Annotated in this window: 23 protein-coding genes and 3 tRNA genes; 19 read left to right on the top strand and 7 right to left on the bottom strand. The window is 71.5% G+C overall.

All coding sequences use genetic code 11. The features are described from left to right. The first annotated feature begins 66 nt into the window (after positions 1–66). A complete protein-coding gene (locus WMR31_RS03040) occupies positions 67–909 on the top strand; it encodes a 3-hydroxybutyryl-CoA dehydrogenase (protein ID WP_445321592.1) in 843 nt (280 codons plus the stop codon). Between the two features lie 36 nt (positions 910–945). Here WMR31_RS03040 and WMR31_RS03035 read toward each other — a convergent pair whose 3' ends face one another. Further along, a complete protein-coding gene (locus WMR31_RS03035; protein ID WP_340537288.1) occupies positions 946–2,037 on the bottom strand; it encodes a DNA glycosylase AlkZ-like family protein in 1,092 nt (363 codons plus the stop codon). 67 nt (positions 2,038–2,104) lie between these two features. Between WMR31_RS03035 and WMR31_RS03030 the strand changes: the two genes are divergently transcribed. From WMR31_RS03030 to WMR31_RS03015, 4 genes are all read left to right on the top strand, one after another. Beyond that, entirely contained in the window at positions 2,105–2,599 is a 495-nt protein-coding gene (locus WMR31_RS03030; RefSeq protein WP_340537287.1) for a DUF6328 family protein, read from the top strand. A 63-nt stretch (positions 2,600–2,662) separates the two neighbouring features. Continuing rightward, a complete protein-coding gene (locus WMR31_RS03025; protein ID WP_340537286.1) occupies positions 2,663–3,556 on the top strand; it encodes a pyruvate, water dikinase regulatory protein in 894 nt (297 codons plus the stop codon). Further along, positions 3,553–5,991 carry a phosphoenolpyruvate synthase gene (gene ppsA / locus WMR31_RS03020; RefSeq protein ID WP_340537285.1) on the top strand — a complete coding sequence of 813 codons (2,439 nt, stop codon included), beginning with the start codon at positions 3,553–3,555 and terminating at the stop codon, positions 5,989–5,991. The genes WMR31_RS03025 and ppsA overlap by 4 nt, the downstream gene beginning before the upstream one ends. An 85-nt stretch (positions 5,992–6,076) precedes the next feature. After that, positions 6,077–6,844, top strand: a complete 768-nt coding sequence (locus WMR31_RS03015) for a hypothetical protein (RefSeq protein WP_340537284.1) — start codon at positions 6,077–6,079, stop codon at positions 6,842–6,844. A gap of 418 nt (positions 6,845–7,262) precedes the next feature. On the opposite strand, the gene WMR31_RS03010 is transcribed toward WMR31_RS03015, so the two are convergent. Both WMR31_RS03010 and WMR31_RS03005 read right to left on the bottom strand, forming a co-directional pair. Next, a complete protein-coding gene (locus tag WMR31_RS03010; RefSeq protein ID WP_340537283.1) occupies positions 7,263–8,525 on the bottom strand; it encodes a M23 family metallopeptidase in 1,263 nt (420 codons plus the stop codon). A 407-nt stretch (positions 8,526–8,932) separates the two neighbouring features. After that, positions 8,933–9,433, bottom strand: coding sequence for an Hsp20/alpha crystallin family protein (locus tag WMR31_RS03005; protein WP_340537282.1), 501 nt, complete (start codon positions 9,431–9,433; stop codon positions 8,933–8,935). Between the two features lie 129 nt (positions 9,434–9,562). Here WMR31_RS03005 and WMR31_RS03000 point away from each other — a divergent pair, with 129 nt between their 5' ends. From WMR31_RS03000 to WMR31_RS02950, 11 genes are all read left to right on the top strand, one after another. Then, a complete protein-coding gene (locus WMR31_RS03000; RefSeq protein ID WP_340537281.1) occupies positions 9,563–10,378 on the top strand; it encodes a DUF6281 family protein in 816 nt (271 codons plus the stop codon). Between the two features lie 91 nt (positions 10,379–10,469). After that, positions 10,470–11,369, top strand: coding sequence for a TIM barrel protein (locus tag WMR31_RS02995; protein WP_340537280.1), 900 nt, complete (start codon positions 10,470–10,472; stop codon positions 11,367–11,369). Next, a complete protein-coding gene (gene iolC, locus WMR31_RS02990; protein ID WP_340537279.1) occupies positions 11,366–12,343 on the top strand; it encodes a 5-dehydro-2-deoxygluconokinase in 978 nt (325 codons plus the stop codon). Before WMR31_RS02995 ends, iolC begins: the two co-directional genes overlap by 4 nt. Next, positions 12,340–13,245: a 5-deoxy-glucuronate isomerase gene (iolB, locus tag WMR31_RS02985; RefSeq protein ID WP_340537278.1), complete on the top strand. Its 906-nt coding sequence runs from the start codon at positions 12,340–12,342 to the stop codon at positions 13,243–13,245. The genes iolC and iolB overlap by 4 nt, the downstream gene beginning before the upstream one ends. Beyond that, positions 13,242–15,200 (top strand): 3D-(3,5/4)-trihydroxycyclohexane-1,2-dione acylhydrolase (decyclizing), encoded by a 1,959-nt coding sequence (gene iolD / locus WMR31_RS02980; protein WP_340537277.1) that lies wholly within the window; start codon positions 13,242–13,244, stop codon positions 15,198–15,200. The genes iolB and iolD overlap by 4 nt, the downstream gene beginning before the upstream one ends. 79 nt (positions 15,201–15,279) lie before the next feature. After that, positions 15,280–16,242 carry a substrate-binding domain-containing protein gene (locus tag WMR31_RS02975; protein ID WP_340537276.1) on the top strand — a complete coding sequence of 321 codons (963 nt, stop codon included), beginning with the start codon at positions 15,280–15,282 and terminating at the stop codon, positions 16,240–16,242. A 34-nt stretch (positions 16,243–16,276) separates the two neighbouring features. Then, the gene (locus WMR31_RS02970) at positions 16,277–17,326 is read left to right on the top strand and encodes an ABC transporter permease (RefSeq protein WP_340537275.1); all 1,050 of its coding nucleotides are present in this window, start codon (positions 16,277–16,279) and stop codon (positions 17,324–17,326) included. Further along, positions 17,323–18,165, top strand: coding sequence for an ATP-binding cassette domain-containing protein (locus WMR31_RS02965; RefSeq protein WP_340537274.1), 843 nt, complete (start codon positions 17,323–17,325; stop codon positions 18,163–18,165). Before WMR31_RS02970 ends, WMR31_RS02965 begins: the two co-directional genes overlap by 4 nt. Continuing rightward, positions 18,162–19,352 carry a Gfo/Idh/MocA family protein gene (locus WMR31_RS02960; RefSeq protein ID WP_340537273.1) on the top strand — a complete coding sequence of 397 codons (1,191 nt, stop codon included), beginning with the start codon at positions 18,162–18,164 and terminating at the stop codon, positions 19,350–19,352. The genes WMR31_RS02965 and WMR31_RS02960 overlap by 4 nt, the downstream gene beginning before the upstream one ends. Next, on the top strand, positions 19,349–20,383 hold the full coding sequence (locus tag WMR31_RS02955) for a Gfo/Idh/MocA family oxidoreductase (protein WP_340537272.1): 1,035 nt from the start codon (positions 19,349–19,351) through the stop codon (positions 20,381–20,383). Before WMR31_RS02960 ends, WMR31_RS02955 begins: the two co-directional genes overlap by 4 nt. A 76-nt stretch (positions 20,384–20,459) precedes the next feature. Then, on the top strand, positions 20,460–21,191 hold the full coding sequence (locus WMR31_RS02950; protein WP_340537271.1) for a GTP pyrophosphokinase: 732 nt from the start codon (positions 20,460–20,462) through the stop codon (positions 21,189–21,191). A gap of 164 nt (positions 21,192–21,355) precedes the next feature. Here the strand turns inward: WMR31_RS02950 and WMR31_RS02945 are convergent, their stop codons facing one another. The 4 genes from WMR31_RS02945 to WMR31_RS02930 all read right to left on the bottom strand — a co-directional run bounded on the left by WMR31_RS02945 (position 21,356) and on the right by WMR31_RS02930 (position 24,872). After that, complete coding sequence (locus WMR31_RS02945) at positions 21,356–21,685, bottom strand: antibiotic biosynthesis monooxygenase family protein (protein ID WP_340537270.1); 330 nt, start codon at positions 21,683–21,685, stop codon at positions 21,356–21,358. A 78-nt stretch (positions 21,686–21,763) separates the two neighbouring features. Beyond that, a tRNA-Phe gene (locus WMR31_RS02940) sits at positions 21,764–21,837 on the bottom strand. Between the two features lie 87 nt (positions 21,838–21,924). Further along, the gene (locus WMR31_RS02935) at positions 21,925–23,526 is read right to left on the bottom strand and encodes a TerD family protein (RefSeq protein ID WP_340537269.1); all 1,602 of its coding nucleotides are present in this window, start codon (positions 23,524–23,526) and stop codon (positions 21,925–21,927) included. A 5-nt stretch (positions 23,527–23,531) separates the two neighbouring features. Continuing rightward, entirely contained in the window at positions 23,532–24,872 is a 1,341-nt protein-coding gene (locus WMR31_RS02930) for a TerD family protein (protein WP_340537268.1), read from the bottom strand. Between the two features lie 157 nt (positions 24,873–25,029). On the opposite strand from WMR31_RS02930, the gene WMR31_RS02925 reads away from it, so the two are divergent. The 3 genes from WMR31_RS02925 (at position 25,030) to WMR31_RS02915 (ending at position 25,743) form a co-directional block, all read left to right on the top strand. Further along, a tRNA-Glu gene (locus WMR31_RS02925) sits at positions 25,030–25,105 on the top strand. A gap of 134 nt (positions 25,106–25,239) precedes the next feature. After that, positions 25,240–25,313: transfer RNA gene (locus tag WMR31_RS02920), tRNA-Asp, on the top strand. A 73-nt stretch (positions 25,314–25,386) separates the two neighbouring features. Further along, positions 25,387–25,743, top strand: a complete 357-nt coding sequence (locus WMR31_RS02915; protein ID WP_340537373.1) for a metallopeptidase family protein — start codon at positions 25,387–25,389, stop codon at positions 25,741–25,743. Positions 25,744–25,769 lie beyond the last annotated feature (26 nt).

Raw genomic sequence — 25,769 nt, 5'->3', positions numbered from 1 at the left:
AGGCTCGGACCATCCGGGACGGCACCATGATGGGACCCGAGTCGAGCGCAAGGAGCGAGGATGAGCATCAGCAAGGTAGGCGTCGTGGGCTTCGGGCTCATGGGGAGCGGCATCGTCGAGGTGACGGCACGCCAGGGCCTCGACGTCGTCGTGGTGGAGGCCAATGCGGCGGCCGGCGACGCGGGACGAGCGCGCCTGGAGAAGTCGCTGCGCCGCGCCGTCGATCGCGGCAAGCTCGACTCCGCCGAGGAGGTGCTCGACCGGGTCCGGGTCGAGACCGACCTCGAGGCGCTTGCCGACCGCGACCTGGTGGTCGAGGCGATCCTCGAGCAGGAGGCGGCCAAGGTCGAGCTGTTCAAGCAGCTCGACGCGATCGTCACCCGTCCCGACGCGATCCTCGCCTCGAACACCTCCTCGATCCCGATCATGAAGCTCGGTGTCGTCACCGAGCGCCCGCAGCAGGTGCTCGGCATCCACTTCTTCAACCCCGTCCCGGTGCTCGCGCTCGTGGAGCTGGTCCCCAGCCTGCTCACCTCGGAGGAGACCACCGAGCGCTCCCGCGACTTCGTCGAGGGCCAGCTGGGCAAGCAGGCGATCTTGTGCCAGGACCGTGCCGGCTTCGTCGTGAACGCCCTGCTGATCCCGTTCATCCTCTCCGCGATCCGGATGCTCGAGTCCGGCTTCGCCACCGCCGAGGACATCGACCGTGGCCTGGTGCTCGGCGCCGCACACCCGCAGGGCCCGCTGGCGCTGGCCGACCTGATCGGCCTCGACACCACCAAGGCGGTCGCCGAGTCGCTCTACGAGGAGTTCAAGGAGCCGCTCTACGCGCCGCCGCCGCTGCTGGCACGGATGGTCGACGCCGGCCTGCTCGGCCGCAAGACGGGGCGCGGTTTCTACACCTACTGATCATGCGGGCGGCTCGGGTCCGCTGCGCTCACGTGCTCAGCTCGCGGGGGAGAGCAGGCGTCGCACGGCGCGCTCGCCGGCGTGCTCGGAGGGAGTCGGCCCGTCGAACCAGCTGATCGTGACCTCGCCGTCGGGCTCGCGCGTCCACGTGCCGCGCACGACGCCGTCGACCAGCACCGGGTTCGCCTTGCGGGTCATCGCCGTGCGGGCCTCGGCCGGGACCACATGGGGGTCCTTGGTGCCTGCGCCCATCACCCACTGGTCGTGGCCGGGCAGCAGCCAGACCGACTCGGGCTCGTCCTCCATCTCGAGGAGATCGTCGAGGTCGTCGCGGAGCACGAGGGCGGAGGTGCCCTCGACGTCGACCGGTGCCAGGCGCTCACCGAGGCCGGCGAGCCAGGAGCGCAGGCGTCCGCGGCCGGCGCTGAGGCCCTCCCCGAGCCAGTAGTGCACGTGCTCGTGGGTCGCGGGTCCGTAGGTGCCGAAGTACTGGAGGATCGCCCACGGTCCGGCCACGTCGAGATCGGGCAGGCCACCCCATCTGGGGTTGCCGGCCAGGCCGCGCACGGTGAGCTGCCCGTCACGCGGGGCGACCATGCTCAGGTCGCCCTGCCAGGAGAGCGGCTTGACGAGGGTGCCCGCGCCGTCGGCGAACACCGGAGCCAGATGCCGGTAGTCGCGTTGCTCGGCCAGGGCCTCGCCGAGCTCGCCGATGGTGAGCGATCCTGCGGCCAGTGCCTCCCTCACCGCCGCGCGGAAGTCGGACCACGCCTCGGCGGGCAGCCGGTAGTGCTCGACCCAGCTCGCTCGCTCCCACTGGCGCCCCGCCGCGCGGAGGGCGAGATAGGCACCGCCGTCGACGGGGGAGAGGTGGTGCTGGGCTCCCCGGAAGGCGAAGGCGGTGATCACCGCGCCGTCCTCCACGGCGCGATCGAGGGAGTCCGGTCCGGCCGAGGGGCACCGGACCCCAACCGCCAGCCGGGCCAGCCGGCGGTCCATCGACGGCACGGCGCCCAGCCGCGCCACGACGTCCGGCACCGACGTCGCGCAGGGCCCGAGGAACTGCCGTCGCAGCCGCCAGCCCAATGCCTGGCGCCAGGTGAGACTCGCCTCCGCTCCGGTCCGCACGTGCGACACCCTCGCACGGGTTCCGGACGAAGGGCGTCCGCGGTGTCGCTGGGACTACCGTCGTGCCATGAGTGATGCGGTGCACGGCTTGGGGTTCCCCGACGAGCCGGAGACCGAGCGCGCCAAGCTGACCCGCAACTGGAACGAGCTGCTCCAGGAGGTGCGGGTCGTGCAGACCGGCGTGCAGATCCTGACCGGCTTCCTGCTCACGGTGCCCTTCTCGAGCCGCTGGGACTCCCTCGACGACGTCCAGGTCGCGATGTACCTGTGCGTGCTCTCGGGCTCGGTGGCCACCACGGGGTTCGTGCTCTCGCCGGTCGCGTTCCACCGGTTGGTGTTCCGGCGCAACCAGCGCGCCTGGCTGGTGCAGTCGGGCCACCACGCGGCGCAGGCGGGACTCGTGCTGCTCGGTCTGACCTGCGCGGGCGTTGTGGCACTGGTGTTCGACGTCGCCGTGAGCCGGACCGTGGGTCTGGTCGCGGGCATCGCGGTCGTCGTGTTCTTCGCGATCCTCTGGGGAGCGGCTCCCGCACTGCGCCGAGCACAGCACGAGCCCAACTGAGTCACCCGGTCCCACTCCGTGGCGCGGGTCGCGCGATGGCGCGCGGTACAGCAGAGTGTGCCTATGCCGAGCGAGAACGGAACCGCCCCTGGCGCCGTCCCGGTGTTCTTCCTGTCCGACTCCACCGGAATCAGCGCCGAGACGATGGGCAATGCGCTGCTGCTCCAGTTCCCCGACCTCGCCTTCGACCGCACCACCATCCCGTTCATCACCACCGTCGAGCGGGCACGCGAGGTGGTCGCCATGCTCGACGCCGCCATGGACGGCCCCGTCGCGCCGCTGGCCTTCACCACCGCCGCCGAGGACGTGATCCGGCACGAGCTGGCCACCACCCGGGCGCCGATGATCGACTTCTTCGAGATGCACATGAGCCGGATCGAGGAGATCCTCGGCCGCCGCGGCGTCCGCGAGGTCGCCCGGCTGCACGGCGTCGGCGACGTCAAGAGCTACAACACGCGGATGGCGGCGGTGGAGTTCACGATCGAGCACGACGACGGGCAGAGCGTGCGCGCGCTGGACCGCGCCGACGTGATCCTGCTGGCGCCCTCGCGGTGCGGCAAGACGCCGACCAGCATGTACCTCGCGCTCCAGCACGGCCTGTTCGTCGCGAACTACCCCCTGGTCGAGGAGGACCTCGAGGACGCCGACCTCCCGCGTCCGGTGCGCGAGTTCGCCGACCGGTGCTTCGGCATCACCACCACCGTCGACCGGCTCAGCCGGGTGCGCAACGAGCGGCGTCCCGGCTCGCGCTACGCCCAACCGGCCCAGTGCCGGTGGGAGCTGCGCCGCGCCAAGGAGCTCTTCGCCGCGCACCGCGTCCCGGTCATCGACTCCTCGACCAAGTCGGTGGAGGAGATGGCCGCCCTGATCCTGCAGACCCTCAAGAAGAACGGCGGCGTCCCGAGCCGGGCGACGCGCGCGACCACACGGCTCGACAACTCAGGAGGAAGCACGTGAACGACACCGCAGGCCCCGACAGCGTGACGGACAGCTCGGCGAACGTCCGCTGGTTCTCGACCTTGGGGCTCGGCGACCTCGAGCAGGTCGGCGGCAAGAACGCCTCGCTCGGCGAGATGGTCTCCCACCTCACCGACCTCGGCGTGCGCGTGCCCGACGGATTCGCGACGACCTCGGAGGCGTTCCACCGGTTCCTCGAGACCGACGTCGACGGCAACGGCGGACTCACCGACCGGATCGCCGGTCTGCTCGACGGTCTCGACACCGACGACGTGCGCCGGCTCGCCGAGGTCGGCCGCGAGATCCGCGAGGCCGTCGTCGCTCAGCCGTTCCCGCCGGACCTGGAGGCCGACATCCGCTCGGCCTACGACCAGCTGGTCGCCGAGTCGGGCGGCCCCGACGGAGCCTCGTTCGCGGTGCGGTCCTCGGCCACCGCGGAGGACCTGCCCGACGCCTCGTTCGCCGGCCAGCAGGAGACCTTCCTCAACGTCCGCGGCATCGACGCGGTGCTGCTCGCGATCCGGGAGGTCTTCGCCTCCCTCTACAACGACCGCGCCATCGCCTATCGCGTGCACCACGGCTTCGCCCACGAGGACGTCGGCCTGTCCGCCGGCGTCCAGCGGATGGTGCGCTCCGACATCGGCTCCTCGGGCGTCATGTTCACCATGGACACCGAGTCCGGCTTCCGCGACGCCGTCTTCATCACCTCCGCCTACGGCCTCGGGGAGGGCGTGGTGCAGGGAGCGGTCAACCCCGACGAGTTCTACGTCTACAAGCCGGCGCTGAAGGCCGGCCGCCCCGCGATCCTCAAGCGCGGCGTGGGCGGCAAGGCCACCAAGATGGTCTACACCGACGACGCCACCGTGGGACGCACGACCGAGTTCGTCGAGGTCGAGCCCAGCCAGAGCCGCCTGCTCAGCCTCACCGACGAGGAGGTCGAGGAGCTCGCGCGGCACGCACTGGTGATCGAGGAGCACTACGGCCGCCCGATGGACATCGAGTGGGGCAAGGACGGCGTCGACGGGCTCCTCTACGTGCTCCAGGCGCGCCCGGAGACGGTCGAGTCGCGGCGCAGCGGTGCGCTGGAGCGGTTCTCGATGAACGGATCCGGGCCGGTGCTGGTCGAGGGTCGCGCCATCGGCCAGCGGATCGGCGCCGGGGCGGTGCGCGTCCTGCGCACCATCGACCAGATGCACGAGTTCCAGCCCGGCGAGGTGCTGGTCGCCGACATGACCGACCCCGACTGGGAGCCGATCATGAAGCGCGCCTCGGCGATCGTCACCAACCGTGGTGGCCGCACCTGCCACGCGGCGATCATCGCCCGCGAGCTCGGCATCCCCGCCGTCGTCGGCTCCGGTACCGGCACCAAGGACCTCGAGGACGGTCGCGAGGTCACGGTCTCGTGTGCCGAGGGCGACACCGGGCTGGTCTACGACGGGCTGATCGACTTCGCGGTCGAGCGCACCGAGCTCGACACGATGCCCGACGTCCCGGTCAAGATCATGATGAACGTCGGCACGCCCGACCAGGCGTTCTCCTTCGCCCAGCTCCCGAACTCCGGCGTCGGGCTCGCGCGGCTGGAGTTCATCATCAACCGCCAGATCGGCATCCACCCGAAGGCGCTGCTCGACCTGCAGCGAGACCCCGACTCGCTCGACCCCGACCTGCGCGCCGAGATCGAGGAGACGATCGCGGCCTATCCCAGCCCGCGCGACTTCTTCGTGCAGCGGGTCGCGGAGGGGGTGAGCATGCTCGGTGCGGCCTTCGCGCCGTCGCCGGTGATCGTGCGGACCTCCGACTTCAAGTCCAACGAGTACGCCAACCTCGTCGGCGGCGAGCTCTACGAGCCCGACGAGGAGAACCCGATGCTGGGCTACCGCGGCGCGGCGCGCTACCTCTCGCCGGGCTTCGCGGAGTGCTTCGCGATGGAGTGCGAGGCGCTGCGCTACGTGCGCGACGAGATGGGGCTGACGAACCTGTGGATCATGATCCCGTTCGTCCGCACCGTCGACGAGGCACGCGGCGTCATCGACCTGCTCGCCCAGCACGGGCTGGTGCGCGGCGAGAACGGCCTCAAGGTCGTGATGATGTGCGAGCTGCCCTCGAACGCGGTGATCGCCGACCAGTTCCTCGAGCACTTCGACGGCTTCTCGATCGGCTCCAACGACATGACCCAGCTGACCCTCGGCCTCGACCGCGACTCCTCGCTGGTGGCCGACGGCTTCGACGAGCGCAACCCCGCCGTCCTCCACATGCTCGGCCTGGCGATCGCGGCCTGCAAGGAGCAGGGCAAGTACGTCGGCATCTGCGGCCAGGGCCCGTCCGACCATCCCGATCTGGCCGAGTGGCTGGTCGACCAGGGCATCGAGTCGATGTCGCTCAACCCGGACACGGTGGTGCCGACCTGGCTGCGGCTGGCGGCTCGCAACGAGTGAGTCGTGGCGCCCGGGGTTGTCCGGGCGCCGCTCTCGTGTTCCTCTGGTCGGGTCGAAGTGCAGCACGCAGAGACCGGGGGGACACATGATCCGCGCACGCCGCACGGCAGTTCGACTGGTGGGGGCGGCGATCGCCGCGCTGGTGACCGCCACGCTGCTCGTCGTCACCGGGGGCTCGGGCTCGCCCGCGTCCGCGGAGGAGCGGCCGGGCGTGCGCTACCCATGGCACACCCGGATCGTGGCCACGACGTTCTGGGTGGGCGAGATCTTCGATCCCGATGCCCCCGACGGCAGCCAGATGATCTCCACCTACGACGACCACTGGTATCGCAACTACGGCGGCTGCGACGGCGTGATCCGCAAGGAGGTGTGTCATACCGAGCGCCGGTTCCGCCGAGACGGCTGGTTCCCACGCCGGATGACCCCCAAGCAGAACCCGTTCTACCTCGACCTGCCCTACGACGACCTCAACGATCCGATCGGCTTCCGGCGTCGTGGCGACGTGGTGCCGTGGGCGCATCGCCCGCGCTATGTCGACGACATCGACAATCCACACGTCAGCCTGATGAAGAACCGCTGGGTGGAGATCCGCCGCCGGGGCCGCACCTGCTACGGCCAGATCCAGGACGCCGGCCCCGCCCGCTATCACGACGCCCGCTACGTCTTCGGCCACCGCGACGCCCGTCCCGCGAACCGTCGCTTCAACGGCGCCGGGATGGACGTCTCACCCGCCCTCAACGGCTGCCTGGGCTTCCGCCACCTCAACGGCGACCGGGACCGGGTGTCCTGGCGCTTCGTCGACGGCCGCGACGTGCCACCTGGCCCGTGGCGGCGCATCGTCACCCGGAACTGACGCCGGCTCGGCCGGCCGGAGGTTGAGCAAGCGAGCGCAAGCGAGCGCCGACGAAACCCCGGCAACACCTCGGCCGGAGGTTGAGCAAGCGAGCGCAAGCGAGCGCCGACGAAACCCCGGCAACCGTCGCTGCCAGCGTTCCCGAGGTGGCTTGCGAGGGTTTGGTCTCGCCCGTCGCGGCTTCGTTCCTCAGCCGCGGGGCTCGCTCAACCTCCGACCGCGACGGATCTGCTCCTTCGTCGCAGCTCCTGCGGCCGGAGGTTGAGCAAGCGAGCGCCGACGAAACCCCGGCGACCGTGCCTGCCAGCGTTGGCGAGGTCGGTTGCGAGGTTTCGTCGGCGGCCGACTGTCAGGCGGGCTCGTTCCTCGCCCTCCTGGCTTGCTCAACCTCCGAGCCAGCGCGCCGGCGAGCGCCGGCTCAGCGGCAGGGGCTGTGCGTCTCGTCGATCGCGACCGAGAGGCCGTCACCGGCGGGAACGCACCTGCCGTTGTCGTACATCACCACGCGGCCGGACTGCACCAGCGTGAGACGGGTGCCCGGGTTCGGCTGCGCGGTCAGGTGGTCCCGGGCGGCGATGGCCCGTGGGTGCACCGTCACCACGTTGGAGCAGAAGTCCTGGCCGCCGATCCGGCACGACGACGTCGGGATCGGGGCGCCGCCGGCGACGACGTAGACCGTCGCGTCGTCGGCTGCCTTGATCCGGGTGCCGTCGGCCGGGACCGGGTTCATGTGGTCGAGCCGGTCGACAGCCTCCCGGTCCACCGCGACCGCGTTCGCGCAGAGATTGACTTCGCCGAACTGGCACGACCAGGCCTGCAGCGGAGCGCCACCGGCGAAGGTCCACACGGTGCCGTCCTGTGCGCTGGTGATCGCGGTGCCGTCGACCGGCACCCGGGTCAGGTGGTCGAACCCGTCGATGGCGCCCGGGTCGACCGGGATCACCCGGTCGCAGAAGTTCGTGCTCCCGATCCGGCACGCGGACACGGCCAGTGGCGTGCCGCCCACGACGACGTAGACCTGGCCGGAGCCGGCCCGGCTGAGCTGGGTGCCGTCGCGCGGATAGCCGCGGAGCTGGCCGAACTGCTCATAGGTGATGTCGGAGTACGGCTGCGGTCCGCCGAACGGCGCCCACGACCGGACGTGGATCGGGGCTCCGCCGGCGATTCGGAACACGTTGCCGTTGGCGGTGCGCACGAAGTTCCCGTCGGCGAGAGGCTCTCGGGTCGGCACCAGTTCGTTGTTCAGAAGCGACGGTTGCGCACCACAGCCACCGCGGGGCGTGACCGTTGCGCCGTCCCGGTCGCGCGTCCAGTAGCCGCAGTAGTTGCCACCCGTGGCGTGGACGGTGTACCCGCCCATCGAGGTGCCGTCGATCGGCACCGGAACCCCGTTGTGGAACAGCACGAAGTGCAGATGGCGGAAGTTCGCGGATCCAGTGCCGCAGGTCTCGGTGCCTGATGGCGGATCGGAGAGGGGCTGACCGGCCCAGCCGAGCGGGTCACCGGGATGGACGGTCTTGCCGTCGAGGGTGTCCGGCACGCCCTTGAGGTGGTAGTAGTGCGTATCCCAGCCGTTCGGGTGGTGGATGATCACCCAGCAGCGGCTGAAGCCCTGGTGGTCGCGCACCTCGGCGACGCCGCCCGCGGCGGCGGTCACCTGCAGCGGGATGTTGTTCGACATCGACCCGAAGTCGACCGAACCGGGCACGCCGCGCCAGTTGTGTGGACCGCCCGCTTTGACCCTGGCGCCTACCGGCACCGGCAGATACAGCCGGGGCGCGCCCGCAGCCGCCGCGGCGGGAGCTGCGGCTGGGGTCGCAGCCGGGGTGGCGCCCGCGGGCGCCGCCGTGGAGTTCTGTAGTGGGACGAGCAGCGCAAGGACGCCGAGCAGAAGCGCGGCGAGCCTTACCGACGTCCGTGTCAGGACATGACGAATCGATTGCACACCCATGGTGTTTCCTCCCGAGAATGGTGGAGGCGGCGTTGCCTCCACGCGAAGGAATTTCTCCGCCGGTCAACCCCTGCAAACTCCGAACCCGCCGGTAGGCAGGCTTCGAGGGCCGGAAGGATCCGGTTGACGGCGGGGGATCAGTCCTGCCGGGGGACCACCCGGCGCGCGGTGCGTTCGGGGGACCGGTCGTCGAGGGTGATCCGGGTGCTCTGGTCGCGAGCGGCCGCCCCGGTGACCGTGATCTCGACCAGGCCGTCGGCGAAGACCGCCGTGACGTCGTCGGCGACGGTGCCCTCGGGCAGCCGGATCAGCCGGCGGAACTCGCCGTGGAAGCGCTCCCGGACGTAGAACACCGCATCGGTCTCGTCGTCCGCGGTGGAGGTCCGCGACCCCGACACGGTGAGGACGCCGTGATGCAGGGCCAGGTCGATGTCGCTGGGGTCGACCCCGGCCAGCTCGATGCGGATCACGACGTCGTCGCCGCGGGCCAGGATGTCGGTGGTCGGCAGCCAGGCCGAGGCGTGGGTGCGTTCGACGATCTCCACCTCGGTGGGCGGGAGGCCGACCGCGCGAAGCCGGGACAGCTCGGTGACGAAGTCGGTCACACCCTCGAACGGGTTGCGACGGCTGTTCGGCACGGCTACTCCTGGGCGCGAGACGTGGGGCGTCAACGGCCCATTGTCGCCGACGGTAGGCGCCCCGCGCGGCAGGATCTGGAAATCGGTGCTGCATCGATAGGGCGCCAACGCCTTGAGTTCCGTCGTCCCGTGCGCGGCGAGCCCGATGGGGTGATTGACGCGCCGCGAGCCGCGGGTCAGCATGCTTTCGGCCTTCTTCGGGGCCGTCGGCGATGGAGTGGGCGATTGAACAGCGGAGACGGGCAGAACGGTCGGAAGGGGCCCTCGCACGACCATGCCGGACCGCTCTTGCTGGCAGGCGGGTTGGCGGCCGTTGCCGTCGTCGCCGTGACGCTATTCGTCGGTCACTCGAGCGCACGTGAACCCACGCGAGGCGAGGATGGCGACTGCGCTGCAGCCTTCACGCTGTCGGGTGTCGAGTACGTCGCGACCGGACCGCTGCCCATGGTCCCCCGCGCTGGTGAGTCGCTGGAGTCCGCGAACGTGACCGGCTGTGACGACGGCAATGGCGTCGCAGCCAGGCGTGCAGTGTCGATCGCGACACTCCCAGGCGCCGACCCGGACATCGCGGTTCAGACCGAGGACGGCGCGATCTACACCGCTTCCTCAGCGACAGAGGCCGAGGTCGCGGCCGTGCTCGCGCAGCTCCGCGAGCCGCCCGACTGCCGGCTCACCAGCGCTGCGCGATTCCGCGGCTCACTCGTCTCGGTGCAGGCCAACGAGGATGACCAGTTGCGAAGCGTGATCGCCGACCTCACCTCGGGCGCCGGCCTGCCGTTCGATCGATACTCCCGGATCACCGTGGAGCTGACGGTCGACCCCCGAGATGTCGAGGTCGCCGAGGCCGACGTCGTGGGTGCGGTGCGGTCCGGAGGGCCGGTCGAGCTCACCTTGAGCTGTCGTGGCAGCCGGTATCACCTCGACACGCTTGAGCGGGTCTCCTGACCTTGCCGTGATCGGCGGTTGTGGGAAGACTCGAAGGCCGGGCAGCACGGTCGACGGGTAGGGTGCCCGGCACGAGCGAGAGAAGGTCCACATGAGGGCTGGCGCCGACTCCCGAATCGCGGGAGCGCCCGTCTCGTGGGGTGTCTGCGAGGTGCCCGGCTGGGGACGGCAGCTTCCGGCCGATCGCGTGCTCGCCCAGATGCGGGCGCTCGGGCTGCGGGCCACCGAACTGGGCCCGGAGGGCTTCCTGCCCGACGCGCCGGCCGCGCGTGCGGCCCTGCTCGAGCGTCACGGGCTGACGGCGGTCGGCGGTTTCCTTCCGGCGGTGCTCCACGAGCCTGACCACGACCCCCTGCCTGACGTCGCCGCCTACCTCGACCTCGCGCTCGCGGTCGGCGCCGACACCCTCGTCCTGGCTGCTGCCACGGGCCGGGAGGACTACGAGATGAGGCCGCGCGACCTCGACGTCGCCGGCTGGGACGGGCTGCTCGCCCGACTCGACCTGATCGCCGAGCACGCGTCCCAGCGTGGTGTCCGCGCCGTCGTCCATCCGCATCTCGGCACGCTTATCGAGGACGCCGACGACGTCCGTCGCGTGCTCGACCACACCGGACTCGGACTCTGCCTCGACACCGGGCACCTCGCCGTGGCCGGAGCCGACCCGGCGGCGATCGCGCGTGCCCACCCCGACCGGATCGGGCACGTGCACCTCAAGGACGTCGACGGCGACCTCGCCGCCCGCGTCCGCACGGGCTCGCTGTCCTACGCCGACGCCGTGGCGGCCGGCCTGTGGACCGCGCTGGGCGACGGAGTCCTCGACGTTCCCGCGATCGTCGCCGCGCTGGAGACCGCCGGCTACGCCGGGTGGTACGTGCTCGAGCAGGACGTGATGCTCGACGACGGCACCTCTGCCGACCCGGCCGGCGAGGTCCGCCGGAGCCTGGCGTACCTGCGCGGAGTGCTCACCGGCCACCAAGGCTCGGCCTCGTGACCGCGCCCTTCGACCTCGTCACGATCGGCCGGGTCGGCGTCGATCTCTACCCGCTGCAGAGCGGCGTGCCGCTCGACGAGGTCACCCGGTTCGGCCGCTTCCTCGGCGGCAGCGCCACCAACGTCGCCGTCGCGGCCGCTCGTCTCGGCCACCGCAGTGCCGTGATCACCCGCACCGGGGCCGACCCGTTCGGCAGGTTCGTGCGCACTGCGGTCGCCGGCTTCGGGGTCGACCCGCGCTGGGTGGGCGTCGTGGACGGTCTTCCCACGCCGGTGGTGTTCTGTGAGCTCTTCCCGCCCGACGACTTCCCGCTCTACTTCTATCGCAACCCCACCGCCCCCGACCTCGAGATCGACGCCGCCGAGCTCGACCTCGACGCGATCGCCGCCGCGCGGGTGTTCTGGACGACGCTCACCGGCCTGTCCCGCGAGCCCAGCCGCACCGCCCACCTCACGGCACTGCGAGCACGGCACCGGCGCGACGTCGATGCCGTCACGGTGCTCGACCTCGACTACCGCTCCATGTTCTGGCCTGACGAGAGCACTGCTCGCGTCGCCGTCGAGGAGGCGCTGCCCTTGGTCACCGTGGTCGTGGGCAACACCGAGGAATGCCGCGTCGGGGTGGGGGAGTCCGACCCGGAACGAGCCGCCGAGGCACTCCACGCCGCCGGGGTGCGACTCGCGATCATCAAGCAGGGCCCCGGCGGCGTCCTGGGCAGTCGCCGGCACGACGACGGACGGATCGAGCAGGTCGTCGTGCCTGCGGTGCCGGTCGACGTCGTCAACGGGCTCGGGGCCGGTGACGCCTTCGGTGGCGCGCTCGTCCACGGACTGCTCACCGGGCTGGACCTGAGCACCACCCTCACCCTTGCCAACGCGGCGGGCTCCTACGTCGCTGCACGGCTCGCCTGTGCCGACGCGATGCCGACCCGTGCCGAGCTCGAGGCTCATCTCGCCTCCGGAGGCGGCCGATGAGCGCGGACGCCGACCGGCTCGTCGTCCGCGCCGGCGCCACCTCCCACGACGACTGGGCTCTCGACCTCGACCCGGACCGCGCGGAATGGGACTACTGCGGGCTGCGGATCGTCGAGCTGGATCCCGGCGGCACGCTCGCCACGACCACAGGCGGCAGTGAGGCGGTACTGGTGCCCCTGCAGGGCGCCGTGAGCCTCACGATCGACCCGGAGGGCATCGTCATCGAGCTCAGCGGAAGGGACTCGGTGTTCGCCGGGCCCACCGACGTCGCCTATGTGCCACGCGACAGCGAGGTGCACCTGCGCAGCGCTCACGGTGGTCGGTTCGCCCTCTGCACGGCGCGGTGCGAACGGCGTCTGGATCCGGTGCACCTGCCCGCTGCGGGCGTGGCGCTGGAGCTGCGCGGCGCAGGGCGCGCGAGCCGTCAGGTGCACGGCCTCGGGATGCCGGGGGTGCTCGCTGCCGACCGGATCCTCGTCTGCGAGGTGCTCACCCCGGGTGGCAACTGGTCGTCGTGGCCGCCGCACAAGCACGATGAGGAGAGCCCGGAGGAGACACGGCTCGAGGAGATCTACTACTTCGAGATCGCCCCGGGGGCCGTCGGTGACGGCGTCGCGCTCCACCAGGTGCGCGGCCACCGCAGGCCCGAGGTCGACCTCACCGTGCAGGTCCGCACCGGCGACGTCGTGCTGGTGCCCGAAGGCTGGCACGGACCCTCGGTCGCCGCGCCCGGGCACGACCTCTACTACCTCAACGTGATGGCCGGGCCGGGTGCCGAGCGGGCCTGGCGGATCTGCGACGACCCCGACTTCGCCTGGGTACGCGAGGAATGGGCCCAGGAGCCCGTCGATCCTCGGCTGCCGTTCGACGCCCGATCCGCCGTCCCCGAGGAGGACCGTTGACCATCCGGCTCACCGTCGCCCAGGCCCTCGTGCGATTTCTCGCCGTCCAGTACGTCGAGCGCGACGGCGTCCGCTCGAGGTTCTTCGCCGGCTGCTGGGGGATCTTCGGCCACGGCAACGTGGCAGGTCTCGGTGAGGCGCTGCTGGCTGATGGGCCGGCCGACACGCCCGTGGACGGTCCACTGCGCTACCTGCAGGGCCGCAACGAGCAGGGCGTGGTGCACGCGGCGGTGGCCTATGCGCGCCACCGCGACCGGCTGGCCGCGATGGCGGTCACCACCTCGATCGGGCCCGGGGCGACCAATCTGGTCACCGGGGCCGCGCTGGCCACGATCAACCGGCTGCCGGTGCTCCTGCTGCCCGGAGACGTGTTCGCCACCCGGCCTGCTCCGCCCGTGCTCCAGGAGCTCGAGTCGCCGACCGGAGGCGACGTCTCGGTCAACGACGCGCTGCGCCCCGTCTCGGCCTACTTCGACCGGATCCTGCGTCCCGAGCAGCTGCCGAGCGCCCTGCTCCAGGCCACCCGGGTCCTGGTGGATCCCGCACAGACCGGGGCGGTCACCCTCGCACTGCCGCAGGACGTGCAGGCCGAGGCGCACGACTGGCCCGAGGAGCTGTTCGCCGAGCGCACCTGGCACGTCCCCCGGCCACGTCCCGAGCCCGCGGCGCTCGACCGGGCCGTCGCGCTGCTCCGCAGCGCGCGGCGTCCGTTGGTGATCGCGGGGGGCGGGGTGATCTACAGCGGCGCCGACGACGCGCTCCGATCCTTCGCCGAGACCACCGGCATCCCCGTCGCCGAGACCCAGGCCGGGAAGGGCTCGCTTCCCTACGACCACCCGCGTGCCGTCGGAGCGATCGGGGCCACCGGTACCGCCGCCGCCGACACCCTGGCCGCCGAGGCGGACCTGATCATCGGCGTCGGTACCCGCTACAGCGACTTCACGACCGCCTCCCGGACGGCCTTCGCCCCGGATGCGCGCTTCGTGAACCTCAACATCGGCGCGGCCGATGCCCACAAGCTCTCCGCCGCCGCCCTCGTAGCCGACGCGCGCACCGGCCTCGAGGAGCTCACCGCCGCGCTCGACGACTGGGCCGCGCCGCCGGAGCACACCGACCGCGCGGAGTCGCTCGCCCGCGCGTGGGACGAGGTCGTCGCCACCGCCTACGCGGCCCCGCCGCCCGCCGAGGGCGGGTTCACCCAGACCCAGGTGCTCGGCGCCGTGAACGAGGCCACCGAGCCCGCCGACGTCGTCGTGTGTGCGGCCGGCTCGATGCCCGGCGACCTCCACCGGCTGTGGCGCACCCGCGACCGCAAGGGCTATCACGTCGAGTACGGCTACTCCTGCATGGGCTACGAGGTGGCCGGCGGGCTCGGCGTCGGCCTGGCCGTGCGCGACCTCGCCGAGGACCGCGTTCCGGTCGTGCTGGTGGGTGACGGGTCCTGGCTGATGCTCAGCAGCGAGCTGGTCACCGCGATCGCCGAGGAAGTCGGCCTGGTCGTGGTCCTGGTGCAGAACCACGGCTACGCCTCGATCGGCGCGCTGTCGGAGTCGGTGGGCACCCAGCGCTTCGGCACCCGGTTCCGCGCAGCGGACGGCGGCCCGTTGCCGGTCGACCTGGCCGCCAATGCCGCGAGCCTCGGCGCCACCGTGGTGTGCCCGCTCACCGTCGAGGAGCTGACCGAGGCCGTCCGCGTGGCCCGAGCCGCCGCGCGCGAGGGGCGGTGCACCGTGATCCACGTGGAGACCGACCCGACGGCCTCCGCGCCGGACAGTCCGGCCTGGTGGGACGTGCCCGTGGCCGAGGTCTCCGAGCATGCTTCCGCGCGCGCCGCGCGAGCCGACTACGAGGCCCGCAAGGCCGGTCAACAGCACCATCTGAGGCCGAGTGATCCGAGTCCGTACGGCGTGGCGGAACGGGGTGGTCCTTCCGGGGCGGCACCCGACTCGGCATGATCGGGGGTCAGGCGCGGCGCGCAGGCACCGATCTCGCCGAGTTGTCGAGCCCTCTCGAGACCGAACGAAGGAACCAGACATGAAGAAGCTCACCGCGTGGTGTGCCCTCGCCCTGGCCGCGACCGTGCTCACGGCCTGCAGCGGGACCGGGGACGAGGACAAGCCCGAAGAGGTCAAGTCGAGTGACCTGACCTACGCCGTCATCACCCACGGCGCACCGGGCGACGCGTTCTGGGACCGGGTGAAGAAGGGCGCGGAGAAGGCCGGCGACGACTACGGCGTCGAGGTCGTCTACAGCGCCTCCGAGAAGCCGGACGCGCAGTCGCAGCTCATCGACGGCGCCGTCGCCGACGAGGTCGACGGGATCGTCGTCTCCATGGCGAACCCCGACGGGCTCGAGTCGAGCATCAAGGCGGCCGTCGACGCCGGCATCCCGGTGGTCACGATCAACTCCGGTGTCGACCGGTTCGCCGAGTTCGGCGCGATCACCCACATCGGCCAGAGCGAGACCATCGCCGGCACCGCCGTCGGCGAGAAGCTCAAGGAGGAGGGGCTGAAGAACGTCATCTGCGTGATCCACGAGGCCGGCAACATCGGCCACGAGGAGCGCTGCGGGGCGGCGGCCGAGGCGCTCGGCGCCACGATGACCAACCTCCAGGTCGACGGCACCGACGACAGCGCCGTCCAGGCCGCGATCACCGCCAAGCTCCAGGCCGAGCCCGACATCGACGGCGTGCTCACCCTCGGCGGCCAATACGCCATCGACGCCGTGAGCGCCGTCGAGGAGTCCGGCTCCTCGGCGAAGGTCGCCACCTTCGACCTCAGCGAGGACGTCGTCGCCGACATCGAGAGCGGCAAGATCCTCTTCGCCGTCGACCAGCAGCCCTACGTGCAGGGCTTCTTGGGCATCACGACCCTGTACCTGAAGTCGATCAACGGCAACGACGTCGGCGGCGGTCAGCCGGTCAACTCCGGCCCCGCCTTCGTCACCAAGGAGAACGCCGCCGAGGTCGCCGAGTACGCCGCCAACGGCACCCGCTGACCAGCAGGTCGGCACGAGGAGCGAACGAGAAGACATGACCACCGTCACCGGCGAGCCGCCAGCCGACGAGCGGCTGATGCGCGCCTCCGCGCTCACGCGTGCCACGCGCCGTCCCGAGAGCGGAGCGGTCGTGGCGGCGGTGGCGATCTTCGCCTTCTTCGCACTCACCACCGACGTGTTCGCCACCGGTCGCGGCGCGAGCACCTGGCTCCAGGAGTCCGCGACGATCGGGATCATGGCGGTGGCGGTCGCGCTGCTCATGATCGGCGGGGAGTTCGACCTGTCGGCCGGCGCGATGACCGGCTTCACCGGCCTGGTCGTCGGCGTGCTCACCCGCGAGTACGGGCTCAACATCTGGGCCGCGATCGGAGTCTCGCTGGCGCTCGCGCTGCTGATCGGTGCGCTGAACGGCATCTTGGTGATGAAGACCGGGCTGCCGAGCTTCATCGTCACGCTCGGCACGTACTTCGTGCTGCGCGGCGTCGACCTGGCCGGGCTCAAGGCGCTCACGGGCGACGTCGCGATCCAGGGCATGACCAAGGTGCCCTACTACGACCAGGCAAAGGCGCTGTTCGGGTCCTCGCCGATCACGATCGACGGCGGCGCCCTGCGGGTCTCGCTGCTGTGGTGGATCGGCGTCACCATCGTGGCCACCTGGGTCTTGCTGCGCACCCGCGCCGGCAACTGGATCTTCGCCAGCGGCGGGGCTCAGATCGCGGCGCGACAGGTCGGCGTCCCCGTGTTCCGGACCAAGGTGGCGCTCTTCATGACCACCGCGGGCGCGGGCTGGCTGGTCGGCATGCTGATCCTGTTCCGCACCTCCACGGTGCAGAGCAACACCGGCGTCGGCCAGGAGTTCATCTACATCATCTGCGCGGTGGTCGGCGGGTGCCTGATGACCGGCGGCTACGGCTCGGCGATCGGTGCCGCGTTCGGCGCGCTGATCTACGGCATGGTCAAGCAGGGCATCGTCTACTCCGGCTGGGACAACGACTGGCTCTACGCCTTCCTCGGCGTGATGCTGCTCGGCGCGGTGCTGCTCAACGAGTGGGTTCGCAACTGGGCGGCAGGTGCCAAGCGATGAGCGCCGAGAAGACCGACGCCGCAGCGCCACTGCTCGAGGTCCGCCACCTGGGCAAGCGCTATGGCAGCGTGATCGCGCTGACCGACATCTCCACGACCGTGCGGGGCGGCGAGGTCACCTGCGTGCTCGGCGACAACGGCGCCGGCAAGTCGACGTTCATCAAGGTCCTCGCCGGCGCGCACGCCCACACCGAAGGCACCCTGCTCGTGGAGGGTAGTGAGCGCCGGTTCGGCAGCCCGCGCGAGGCGCTCGACCTCGGCATCGCCACGGTCTACCAGGATCTCGCGGTCGTGCCGCTGATGCCGGTGTGGCGCAACTTCTTCCTCGGCAGCGAGGTCACCCGCGGGGTGCCGCCGCTGCGCCGGCTCGACGTCGCGGCGATGAAGCAGATCACCCGCGACGAGCTGGCCGCGATGGGCATCGACCTGCGTGACGTCGAGCAGCCGATCGGCACGCTCTCAGGGGGTGAGCGGCAGTGCGTCGCGATCGCCCGCGCGGTCTACTTCGGTGCGAAGGTGCTCATCCTCGACGAGCCCACCGCCGCGCTGGGCGTCAAGCAGTCCGGGGTCGTGCTGCGCTATATCGCCAAGGCGCGCGACCGCGGCCTCGGCGTCGTGTTCATCACCCACAACCCCCATCACGCCTACCCGGTCGGTGACCGGTTCCTCCTCTTGCGTCGCGGACGCAGCATGGGCGACTTCGCGAAGGCCGAGCTCACCCTCGACGAGCTGGTGCGGATGATGGCCGGCGGTGCCGAGCTGGAGTCGCTCGTCGACGAGCTCCAGGCCACTGACGGCGGAGCCGGGATTGCCGAGGAGATGAAGGCCGAGCTGCCGTGAGCGATGCTCACGACCAGGTTGACGAGCCCCGGGAGCTGCGAGTGGGCGTCGTCGGTCTCGGCTGGATGGGCCAGGTCCACGCCCGCAGCCTGAGCCGTCTCGCGCACCACTACCCGGGCCTCGGCATCCGTCCGCGGCTGGTCGTCGTGGCCGAGCCGGTGCACGACGAGCGGACCACCGCGGCCGTGGCGGCGTACGGCTTCGAGGAGCGCACTGACGACTGGCGTGAGCTCGTCGCGCGCGACGACCTCGACCTCGTGTGCGTGGCCGGACCGAACTTCATCCACCGTGACGTCGCCGTCGCCGCGGCGACCTCGGGCAAGCACCTCTGGCTCGAGAAGCCGGCCGGGCGGAGTCTGGCCGAGACCCGCGAGATCGCCGCGGCGGTCGAGGCCGCCGGCGTGCACTCGGCCGTGGGCTTCAACTACCGCAACGCCCCGGCGGTCGAGCGGGCCCGGGCGCTCGTCGCAGACGGTCGGATCGGGACGGTCGAGCACACCGACGTCAGGTTCCTCGCCGACTACGCCGCCCACCCCGACGGAGCGCTGTCGTGGCGCTTCCGCAACGAGTTCGCCGGCAGCGGTGTGCTCGGCGACCTGGTCTGCCATGCCGCCGACCTGGCGCGCTACGTCGTCGGCGGGGTCGTGGGCGAGATCGACGAGCTGGTCTCCGACCGTGCGACGTTCATCCCACAGCGGCCCGAAGGGGTGGCCGGTGCCCGCCACTTCGAGCGCGGGAGCGGTGCCCTCGGCGAGGTCGAGAACGAGGACTACGCCAGTGCCCTGCTGCGCTTCGCCGACGGCTCCCGCGGAATGCTGGAGTCCAGCCGGGTGGCCGTGGGAGAGCAGTGCACCTACGGCATCGAGGTCCACGGCACCGCCGGCGCCCTCGCGTGGGACTTCCGGCGGATGGGCGAGCTGCGGGTCTGTCTCGACCAGGACTTCCAGGACGGCGCCTGGGCCACCGAGCTCATGACCCCCTCCCACGGCGAGCTCGGTGCCTTCCAGCCGGGCACCGGCATCGCGATGAGCTACGACGACCTGAAGGTGATCGAGGCGCACCGCCTGCTCGCCTCCATCGACACCGGCGTCGCCGTCGGCGCGACGATCCACGACGCCGTCGCCGCCGCCGAGGTGGTCGAGGCGATGACGACCTCGGCCGACGAACGCCGGTGGGTGCGGCCGTGAGGGATCCGCTGCGCGTCGGCGTCATCGGAGCAGGCGCGATGGGCGCGGCCCATGCCCGGATGCTCGCCGCGGAGGTGCCCGGCGCCGTCGTGGCCGAGGTCTACGACCTCGACGTGGGGCGTGCGGAGGCGATCGCCTCCGAGGTCGGGGCCCGCGCGGCGTCGTCCGCGCAGGCGGTGGTCGACTCGGCCGAGGTGGACGCCGTCGTCATCGCCTCTCCCGACGACACCCACGCGCCGCTGGCTCTGGCCTGCCTCGACGCCGGCAAGCCGACGCTGTGCGAGAAGCCGCTCTCCCCGCGCGCCGAGGAGGCGCATTCGGTGGTCGACGCGGAGGTCGCGCTCGGGCGTCGGCTGATCCAGCTCGGCTTCATGCGCCGCTACGACCCCGGATTCGTCGGCCTGCGCGAGGCCATCGGCTCGGGCTCGCTCGGCGCGGTGCGCCTGATCCACGCCGTCCATCGCAACGTCTCGAGCTCCACCAGCACCGACAGCGCGGGCCTGATCACCGGGTCGATGGTGCACGAGCTGGACGTCGTCGCGTGGCTCCTCGACGACGAGCTGACCGCGATCCGGGTCGAGTCGCCGATGGCGGAGGGCTTCCTCGACCCGCAGCTGGCGACGCTGTGGACCCGGGGCGGGGTGATGGCCACCGTGGAGGTCTTCGTCAACGCCCGCTACGGCTACGACGTCCGCTGCGAGGCCGTCGGCACCCACGCCTCGGCCACCCTCGAGCCGCGCGCGCCGATCCGGCTGCGCACCGACGGCGTCGACGGCGTCGTGATCCGCGACGACTTCGTCGCACACTTCGCCGACGCCTACCGCCGCGAGCTCACCGCGTGGGTGCGGGCCGCCCGCGACACCGGTGCCGCGCCGACGTCCTCGCCGTCGGCCTGGGACGGCTACGTCGCCGCCGTGGCCGCCCGCGCCGGCGTCGACTCCCTCACCTCCGGCACCACCTGCCCCATCACGCCAGGGCCGCGACCCGCCATCTACGCTGACCCGTCCGCTATAGCTGACGGGTCGACGTGAGATTTGCGCTGACCCGTCCGCTATAGCTGACGGGTCAGCGAAAACGCGGTTGGACCCGGACGCCTAGGCTGTGCCTGTGAGTCTGGATCAGGCGCCCGACGTGTCGTTCCTGGAGGATCTGCGCCGGTTCCTGCTCTTCCACAAGTTCGGGATGGAGGAGGTCGTCACCAAGCTCTCGATCCTGCGCGACGAGTTCGCCAACCTGCACGACGAGAACCCGATCGAGCACCTGAGCTCGCGGCTGAAGAGCCCCGAGGGGCTGCGCGACAAGATGATGCGCAAGGGGCTTCCGGTCGACGGCAGCGCCACGTGGGAGGAGGTGCAGGAGCGGGTGTGCGACGTCGCGGGCGTTCGCGTGGTCTGCTCCTTCGTCTCCGACGTCGTCCGGGTCTTCGAGCTGCTCGCCAAGCACGTCGACATCGAGGTCGTCGAGGTGCGCGACTACATCTCCGAGCCGAAGCCGAACGGCTACCGCAGCCTGCACGCCATCGTGCGAGTCCCGGTCTTCCTCTCCGACGGCTCGATGCCGATCCCGGTCGAGGTGCAGTTCCGCACCATCGCCATGGACTTCTGGGCCAGCCTGGAGCACAAGATCTACTACAAGTACCAGCGCGACGTGCCCGACGACCTGCTCGCCGGACTGCGTGAGGCGGCCGACAACGCCGCCAGCCTCGACACCAAGATGGAGCGGCTGCGGCAGGAGATCCGCGGCCTGGAGGACCTGCCGGCCGAGGTGGTCGCCGGACTCCGCCGCGGCTCCGGGCCCGACCCCGGCTTCGTCGAGTCGCTGCGCCGCCTGGACCGCTAGCCTCCCCGGAGGTTGAGCAAGCGAGCGCCGACGAGCGCTGACGAGACCCCGGCGACCGTGCCTGCCAGCGTTCGCGAGGTGGGTTGCGGGGTTTCGTGTGCGCCGGTCGGGCTCGTTCCTCGCCCTCCCGGCTTGCTCAACCTCCGCGACCGGGAGCGTGGTCGCTACTGCGGCGTCGAGCCACCCGCGACGTCGTAGCTCCAGACCTCGCTGTGGGTCGAGACCGGGGCGGGGGCGTCGCCGCCGGCGCGCTCGGCGGCCGAGCGGTGTCCCTCGGCGAAGTCCTGGGAGTTCAACCAGCCCTGGAAGGCGTCCTCGTCGCGCCAGCGGGTGATCACCAGCCACTGGTCGCGGCCGTCGGTGGGGCGGAGGAGCTCGAAGCCCTCGAAGCCCTCGGCGCCGTCGACGGCGCCGGCCCGGGCGGCGAACCGGTGAGCGAGCTCGTCGCCGGAGTCGGCAGGGACGGTGATGGCGTTGATCTTGATGACGGTCATGCCGCCAGCGTGCCAAAGGCGCAGCGCCTAGACGAGAGCACCCCCTCCGGAGATCCGGAGGGGGTGCTCGCTGCTCGGTGGGCAGGGGCGGGGTCGAACCGCCGACCTTCCACTTTTCAGGCGGACGCTCGTACCAACTGAGCTACCTGCCCCACTCCGGAGTACGACGCCGTCGCACGAGCATTCCGGACGCAGGAGAGCATACACATCGGCGCGGACCGCGCCCGCATCGGCAGCAGCTACGGCCGATCCCGCTCGGCCACGCGGCGCGACACGGTGGCTTGGACCTGATCGGCGACGATCGGGTCGTCGGGACCCAGATCGGGATGGAAGACCCAGTTGACGCCGCCGAAGGCGTCGATGAGGTCGCCACCGGGCGCCGTCGGGACCCGGATGCAGGAGTCGTAGAGCAGGTCCAGGACGGCGATCCCAAGACTCTCCGGACGTCGTCCGGACAGCACCAGGTTGAGCCCGGCCTCCGCGCCGTTGAGGACCAGCTGGTGCACGGCGGTCACCGAGGAGTCGTCCAGTCCGTGGGGGAAGTCGGGGATCAGCAGCAGCCGACCGGGGAAGTGCTCCGGAGCGAGATCCTCCAGACTGCCCGAGCGGCGCGCGAGCGTGACCAGGTTGACGTGCTCGACATGCTCGCGGAGGACCTCCGCGGCCGCGGTCGGGTCGGTGGCCGGCGGCGCCGCAGACGGCAGGTGGGCAAGCCCGGCGCGGGCGCCGATGTCGATGACGCTCACCCGGGGGGCGCGCGGTAGGGCGACGATCAGCCGGGTGGTGAGCGCGCTCATCATGCGCGAGGCGATCACGTCGCCGCCGTCCTCGAGCTCGATCCAGATCGGGGGCGCCAGGGGGAGGGCGCGCACCATCGGCAACCGGAACTGCGGCGCCGACTCCAGGCTCAGCTCGCCGAGCCGGAAGGCCCAGGGAGTCTCCTCGTCGGGCCGGTGGGTGTGCCAGCCCGGCGCCGACCACGGCGCCAGCGAGGCGGGCAGCACCTGGGCGAGGCCGTCGAGCTCGGCGGTGAGCTGGGCGAGGTCGGCGGTATGCCGGGCGCGTGCGTCGGCGACGAGCTTGTCGCGCCGCGCGGTGGCCTCCGCGCGGGCGGCGTCGCCGGCCGGCCCCATCCGCATCGACGGGTCGCCGACGATCCGTTCGAGCTCCTGCTCGTGCCGCTGCTCGGCGAACTGCTCGGAGGACTCGAAGGACGCCGTGGTGCGCGAGGCGTCGTTGAGGATCATGCCGATCTGGCGGATCGGGTCCTCGACGGTCAGCGGACCAGGGCCGCCCTGAGGCGCCGATGCCTGGCCGCCCGGCGGCGGAGCGGGTGCCGGTGCCGGGGGAGGCGGCGGAGGCGGGGAGGCCGAGGCCGGCGCCGGAGCGCCGTACGCCGCCGCGAGCGCGCCGGGGCCGCCGGCGTACCCCTGGGCGAGCGCCCGGACCTTCCAGGCGCCGTCGCGGCGGTAGGCCTCGGCCATCACGAGGGCGCGTTCGGTGCTGAGCTGCTCGGGCGTCACGGTGAACGCCACGGTGCCGTCGGTCGTGAGGAGCTGCGCGGTCGGCGCGGAGGCGAAACCGGTCGCCACCACGACGATCCGCGCGATGGACTCATCGACGTCGGGCAGGTGCATCGTGAGCCCCTCGACGTCGCCGCCGAGATGCTGCACACCGCCGCGGGTGGACGCGAGCCGGTCGATCCACGGGGCGCCGTCGACCGCGCGGCCGTCGGCGCCCAGGGCCAGGCCCGAGACCTGGGCCCCCGCGACGTAGACCGTGATCCGGGCATCAGGCCAGGGACGGTTCTCCCCGCTGCGCAGGGCGATGGGCTCAGCCACGACTCCTACTTGCCGAGGTAGGCGTTCAGCAGTGGCATCGCGTCGATCGGAGTGCGGGCCTGGATGCCGTCGCCGATCGCGTGGAACTTCCAGATGTCGCCCTCGCGGGTCAGTTTGGCCATCACCATGCCGGTGTAGGGCATGCCTCCGGCCAGGGTGTAGCGGGCGAGCTCGCCGTCCTGGTGGTCGACCAGGCGGCAGAACGCGTTCTGGATCTGCTCGAAGGTCTGGCCCTCGTAGCTGGTGACGATGAAGAACACGGTGTCGACGTGCACCGGCACCCGGGTCAGATCGACAGCCACGACCTCGTCGTCGCCCTCGCCCTCGCCCGTGCGGTTGTCGCCCATGTGCTGGATCGAGCCGTCGCGGGTGGTGAGGTTGTTGTAGAACGCCAGGTCGGCGGGCTGCCCGCCGGCGAAAAGCACAGCCGAGGCGTCCAGGTCGACCTCGACCTCGCGGCTGCCGAAGAAGCCGCCCTTCTTGATCGGGTCCCAGCCCAGGCCCATCCGCACCACGGTGAGGCGCTGGTTGCCGTCCTTGACCAGGTTGACCGACTGGCCCTTGGTCAGGTTGACCGGGCGTCCCTTGGTGAGATTCACGCCCCCACCGCTCTGGGCGGCCGGTGCGGCCGGCGCGGGCGGCGGGGGTGCCGAGGACGCCGGAGCCGGGGGCGGCGGCGTCGGGGAGGACGGCGGGGTCGTGGGTGCGCCGTAGGTCGGGGCCGGCGGCGGGGGAGTCGCGGCCGCCGGGGCGGCCGGGGCGGCCGGAGCCGGGGGCGGCGGAACCGGAGCCGCTGCGGGAGCCGCGGGGGCGGCTGGGGCGGCCGGCGCGGCCGGGGCCGGGTCGTCGCTGGCATCGATGCCGTGGTCGCCGAGGAGGGCGGCCAGGCCGCCGGCGTAGCCCTGGCCGACCGCGCGCACCTTCCAGGCGCCCTGGCGCCGGTAGATCTCGATCGGCATCACGATGGTCTCGCTCGACAGATCGGTCATCGCGAAGTCGATCAGCTGGTTGCCGGAGGCATCGCTGACCCGTGCGACGGGCTGGCCCGCCTGGCCGAACGTCTTGCCGCCGTCGTCCAGGGAGGTGACCAGGCGCACGATCTCGACGTCTGCGGGGATCGCGTTGAGGTCGATCGCCACCTGCCAGCCCTGGCCACCGGCCGGGGGCTTGCACTGGACACCGGGGCCGTTCGGGGCGTTGTAGAAGATGAAGTCGCTCTCGCTGCGGACCTTCCCGCCCGCGGCGAGCAGCAGCACGGAGAGGTCGGCGTTGGCGGCGACGTCGACGGTCACCGTCACCTGCGTCGCGTCGAGGGGGGCGTTGGTGCCTTTGGTCAACGAGGTCATGCGTGCGGGATCCTGTCGTCGAGCGTGCGGTTGCGATCGGGGTCGACCGGCTACTCGATCATGCCCCGTTGTGGAGCAACCTACCCGCGGGTGGAGAACCCGGCGACCTGCCTGTCCGCACCCGGCGCCGGCACCCTCTAGGATGGGCGCGGTTCAGGCCCCCATCGTCTAGCGGCCCAGGACCCCGCCCTTTCACGGCGGTAGCACGGGTTCGAATCCCGTTGGGGGTGCCAGCAGCAGGCAGGTGGTCCGCTCCACGGAGTGCCGCACCGCGAGCCGGACGCCGTGGTCGGGGCCCGATCGGGTCCCGATTGGGACGCGGCGTCGGGGTGCGTTACAGTTCCACCGCTCCACTCGTTGGAGCACTGGCCCCGTAGCGCAGTTGGTTAGCGCGCCGCCCTGTCACGGCGGAGGCCGCGGGTTCGAGTCCCGTCGGGGTCGCAGAGATTCGCTCCAGGTCGATGGCCTGGAGCGAATCGCATTTTCCGGCTCCGGCACGATAGGCCCTGTGCCGATGGAACTCGACCGTGCCGCCTTCGAGGAACTGGTCGAGCGTGCCCTCGACGACATCCCGGACGAGCTGGCCTCGCTGGTGCGCAACGTGGTGGTGCTGGTCGAGGACGAACCGCCCGACGGGGAGCCCGACGACCTGCTGGGGCTCTACGACGGGATCGCGCTCACCGACCGCAACGACATCATGATGGGCGGCATGGAGCTCCCCGACCGGATCTTCATCTTCCGCAACCCGCTGCTCGACTTCTGCGAGGACGAGGCGCACCTGACCGAGGAGGTCCGGATCACCGTCGTCCACGAGATCGCGCATCACTTCGGCATCGACGACGACCGGCTGCACGAGCTCGGATACGCCTGACACCGGTGGTTCAGGTGATGCCGCCC

This window comes from Nocardioides epinepheli (assembly GCF_037936805.1).
Classification (GTDB): Bacteria; Actinomycetota; Actinomycetes; order Propionibacteriales; family Nocardioidaceae; genus Nocardioides.
The sequence above is the reverse complement of the archived record's forward strand: the minus strand, read 5'-3'. Positions and strand labels throughout refer to the sequence as shown.

Coding starts and splice junctions, on each gene's coding strand:
- WMR31_RS02915 (WP_340537373.1), top strand. CDS start 25,387: ATGGAACTCGACCGTGCCGCCTTCGAGGAACTGGTCGAGCGTGCCCTC.
- WMR31_RS02945 (WP_340537270.1), bottom strand. CDS start 21,685: ATGACCGTCATCAAGATCAACGCCATCACCGTCCCTGCCGACTCCGGC.
- WMR31_RS03015 (WP_340537284.1), top strand. CDS start 6,077: ATGATCCGCGCACGCCGCACGGCAGTTCGACTGGTGGGGGCGGCGATC.
- WMR31_RS02965 (WP_340537274.1), top strand. CDS start 17,323: ATGAGCGCCGAGAAGACCGACGCCGCAGCGCCACTGCTCGAGGTCCGC.
- WMR31_RS03025 (WP_340537286.1), top strand. CDS start 2,663: ATGCCGAGCGAGAACGGAACCGCCCCTGGCGCCGTCCCGGTGTTCTTC.
- WMR31_RS02970 (WP_340537275.1), top strand. CDS start 16,277: ATGACCACCGTCACCGGCGAGCCGCCAGCCGACGAGCGGCTGATGCGC.
- WMR31_RS03030 (WP_340537287.1), top strand. CDS start 2,105: ATGAGTGATGCGGTGCACGGCTTGGGGTTCCCCGACGAGCCGGAGACC.
- WMR31_RS02930 (WP_340537268.1), bottom strand. CDS start 24,872: ATGACCTCGTTGACCAAAGGCACCAACGCCCCCCTCGACGCGACGCAG.
- WMR31_RS03010 (WP_340537283.1), bottom strand. CDS start 8,525: ATGTCGAACAACATCCCGCTGCAGGTGACCGCCGCCGCGGGCGGCGTC.
- WMR31_RS02995 (WP_340537280.1), top strand. CDS start 10,470: ATGAGGGCTGGCGCCGACTCCCGAATCGCGGGAGCGCCCGTCTCGTGG.
- WMR31_RS02975 (WP_340537276.1), top strand. CDS start 15,280: ATGAAGAAGCTCACCGCGTGGTGTGCCCTCGCCCTGGCCGCGACCGTG.
- iolB (WP_340537278.1), top strand. CDS start 12,340: ATGAGCGCGGACGCCGACCGGCTCGTCGTCCGCGCCGGCGCCACCTCC.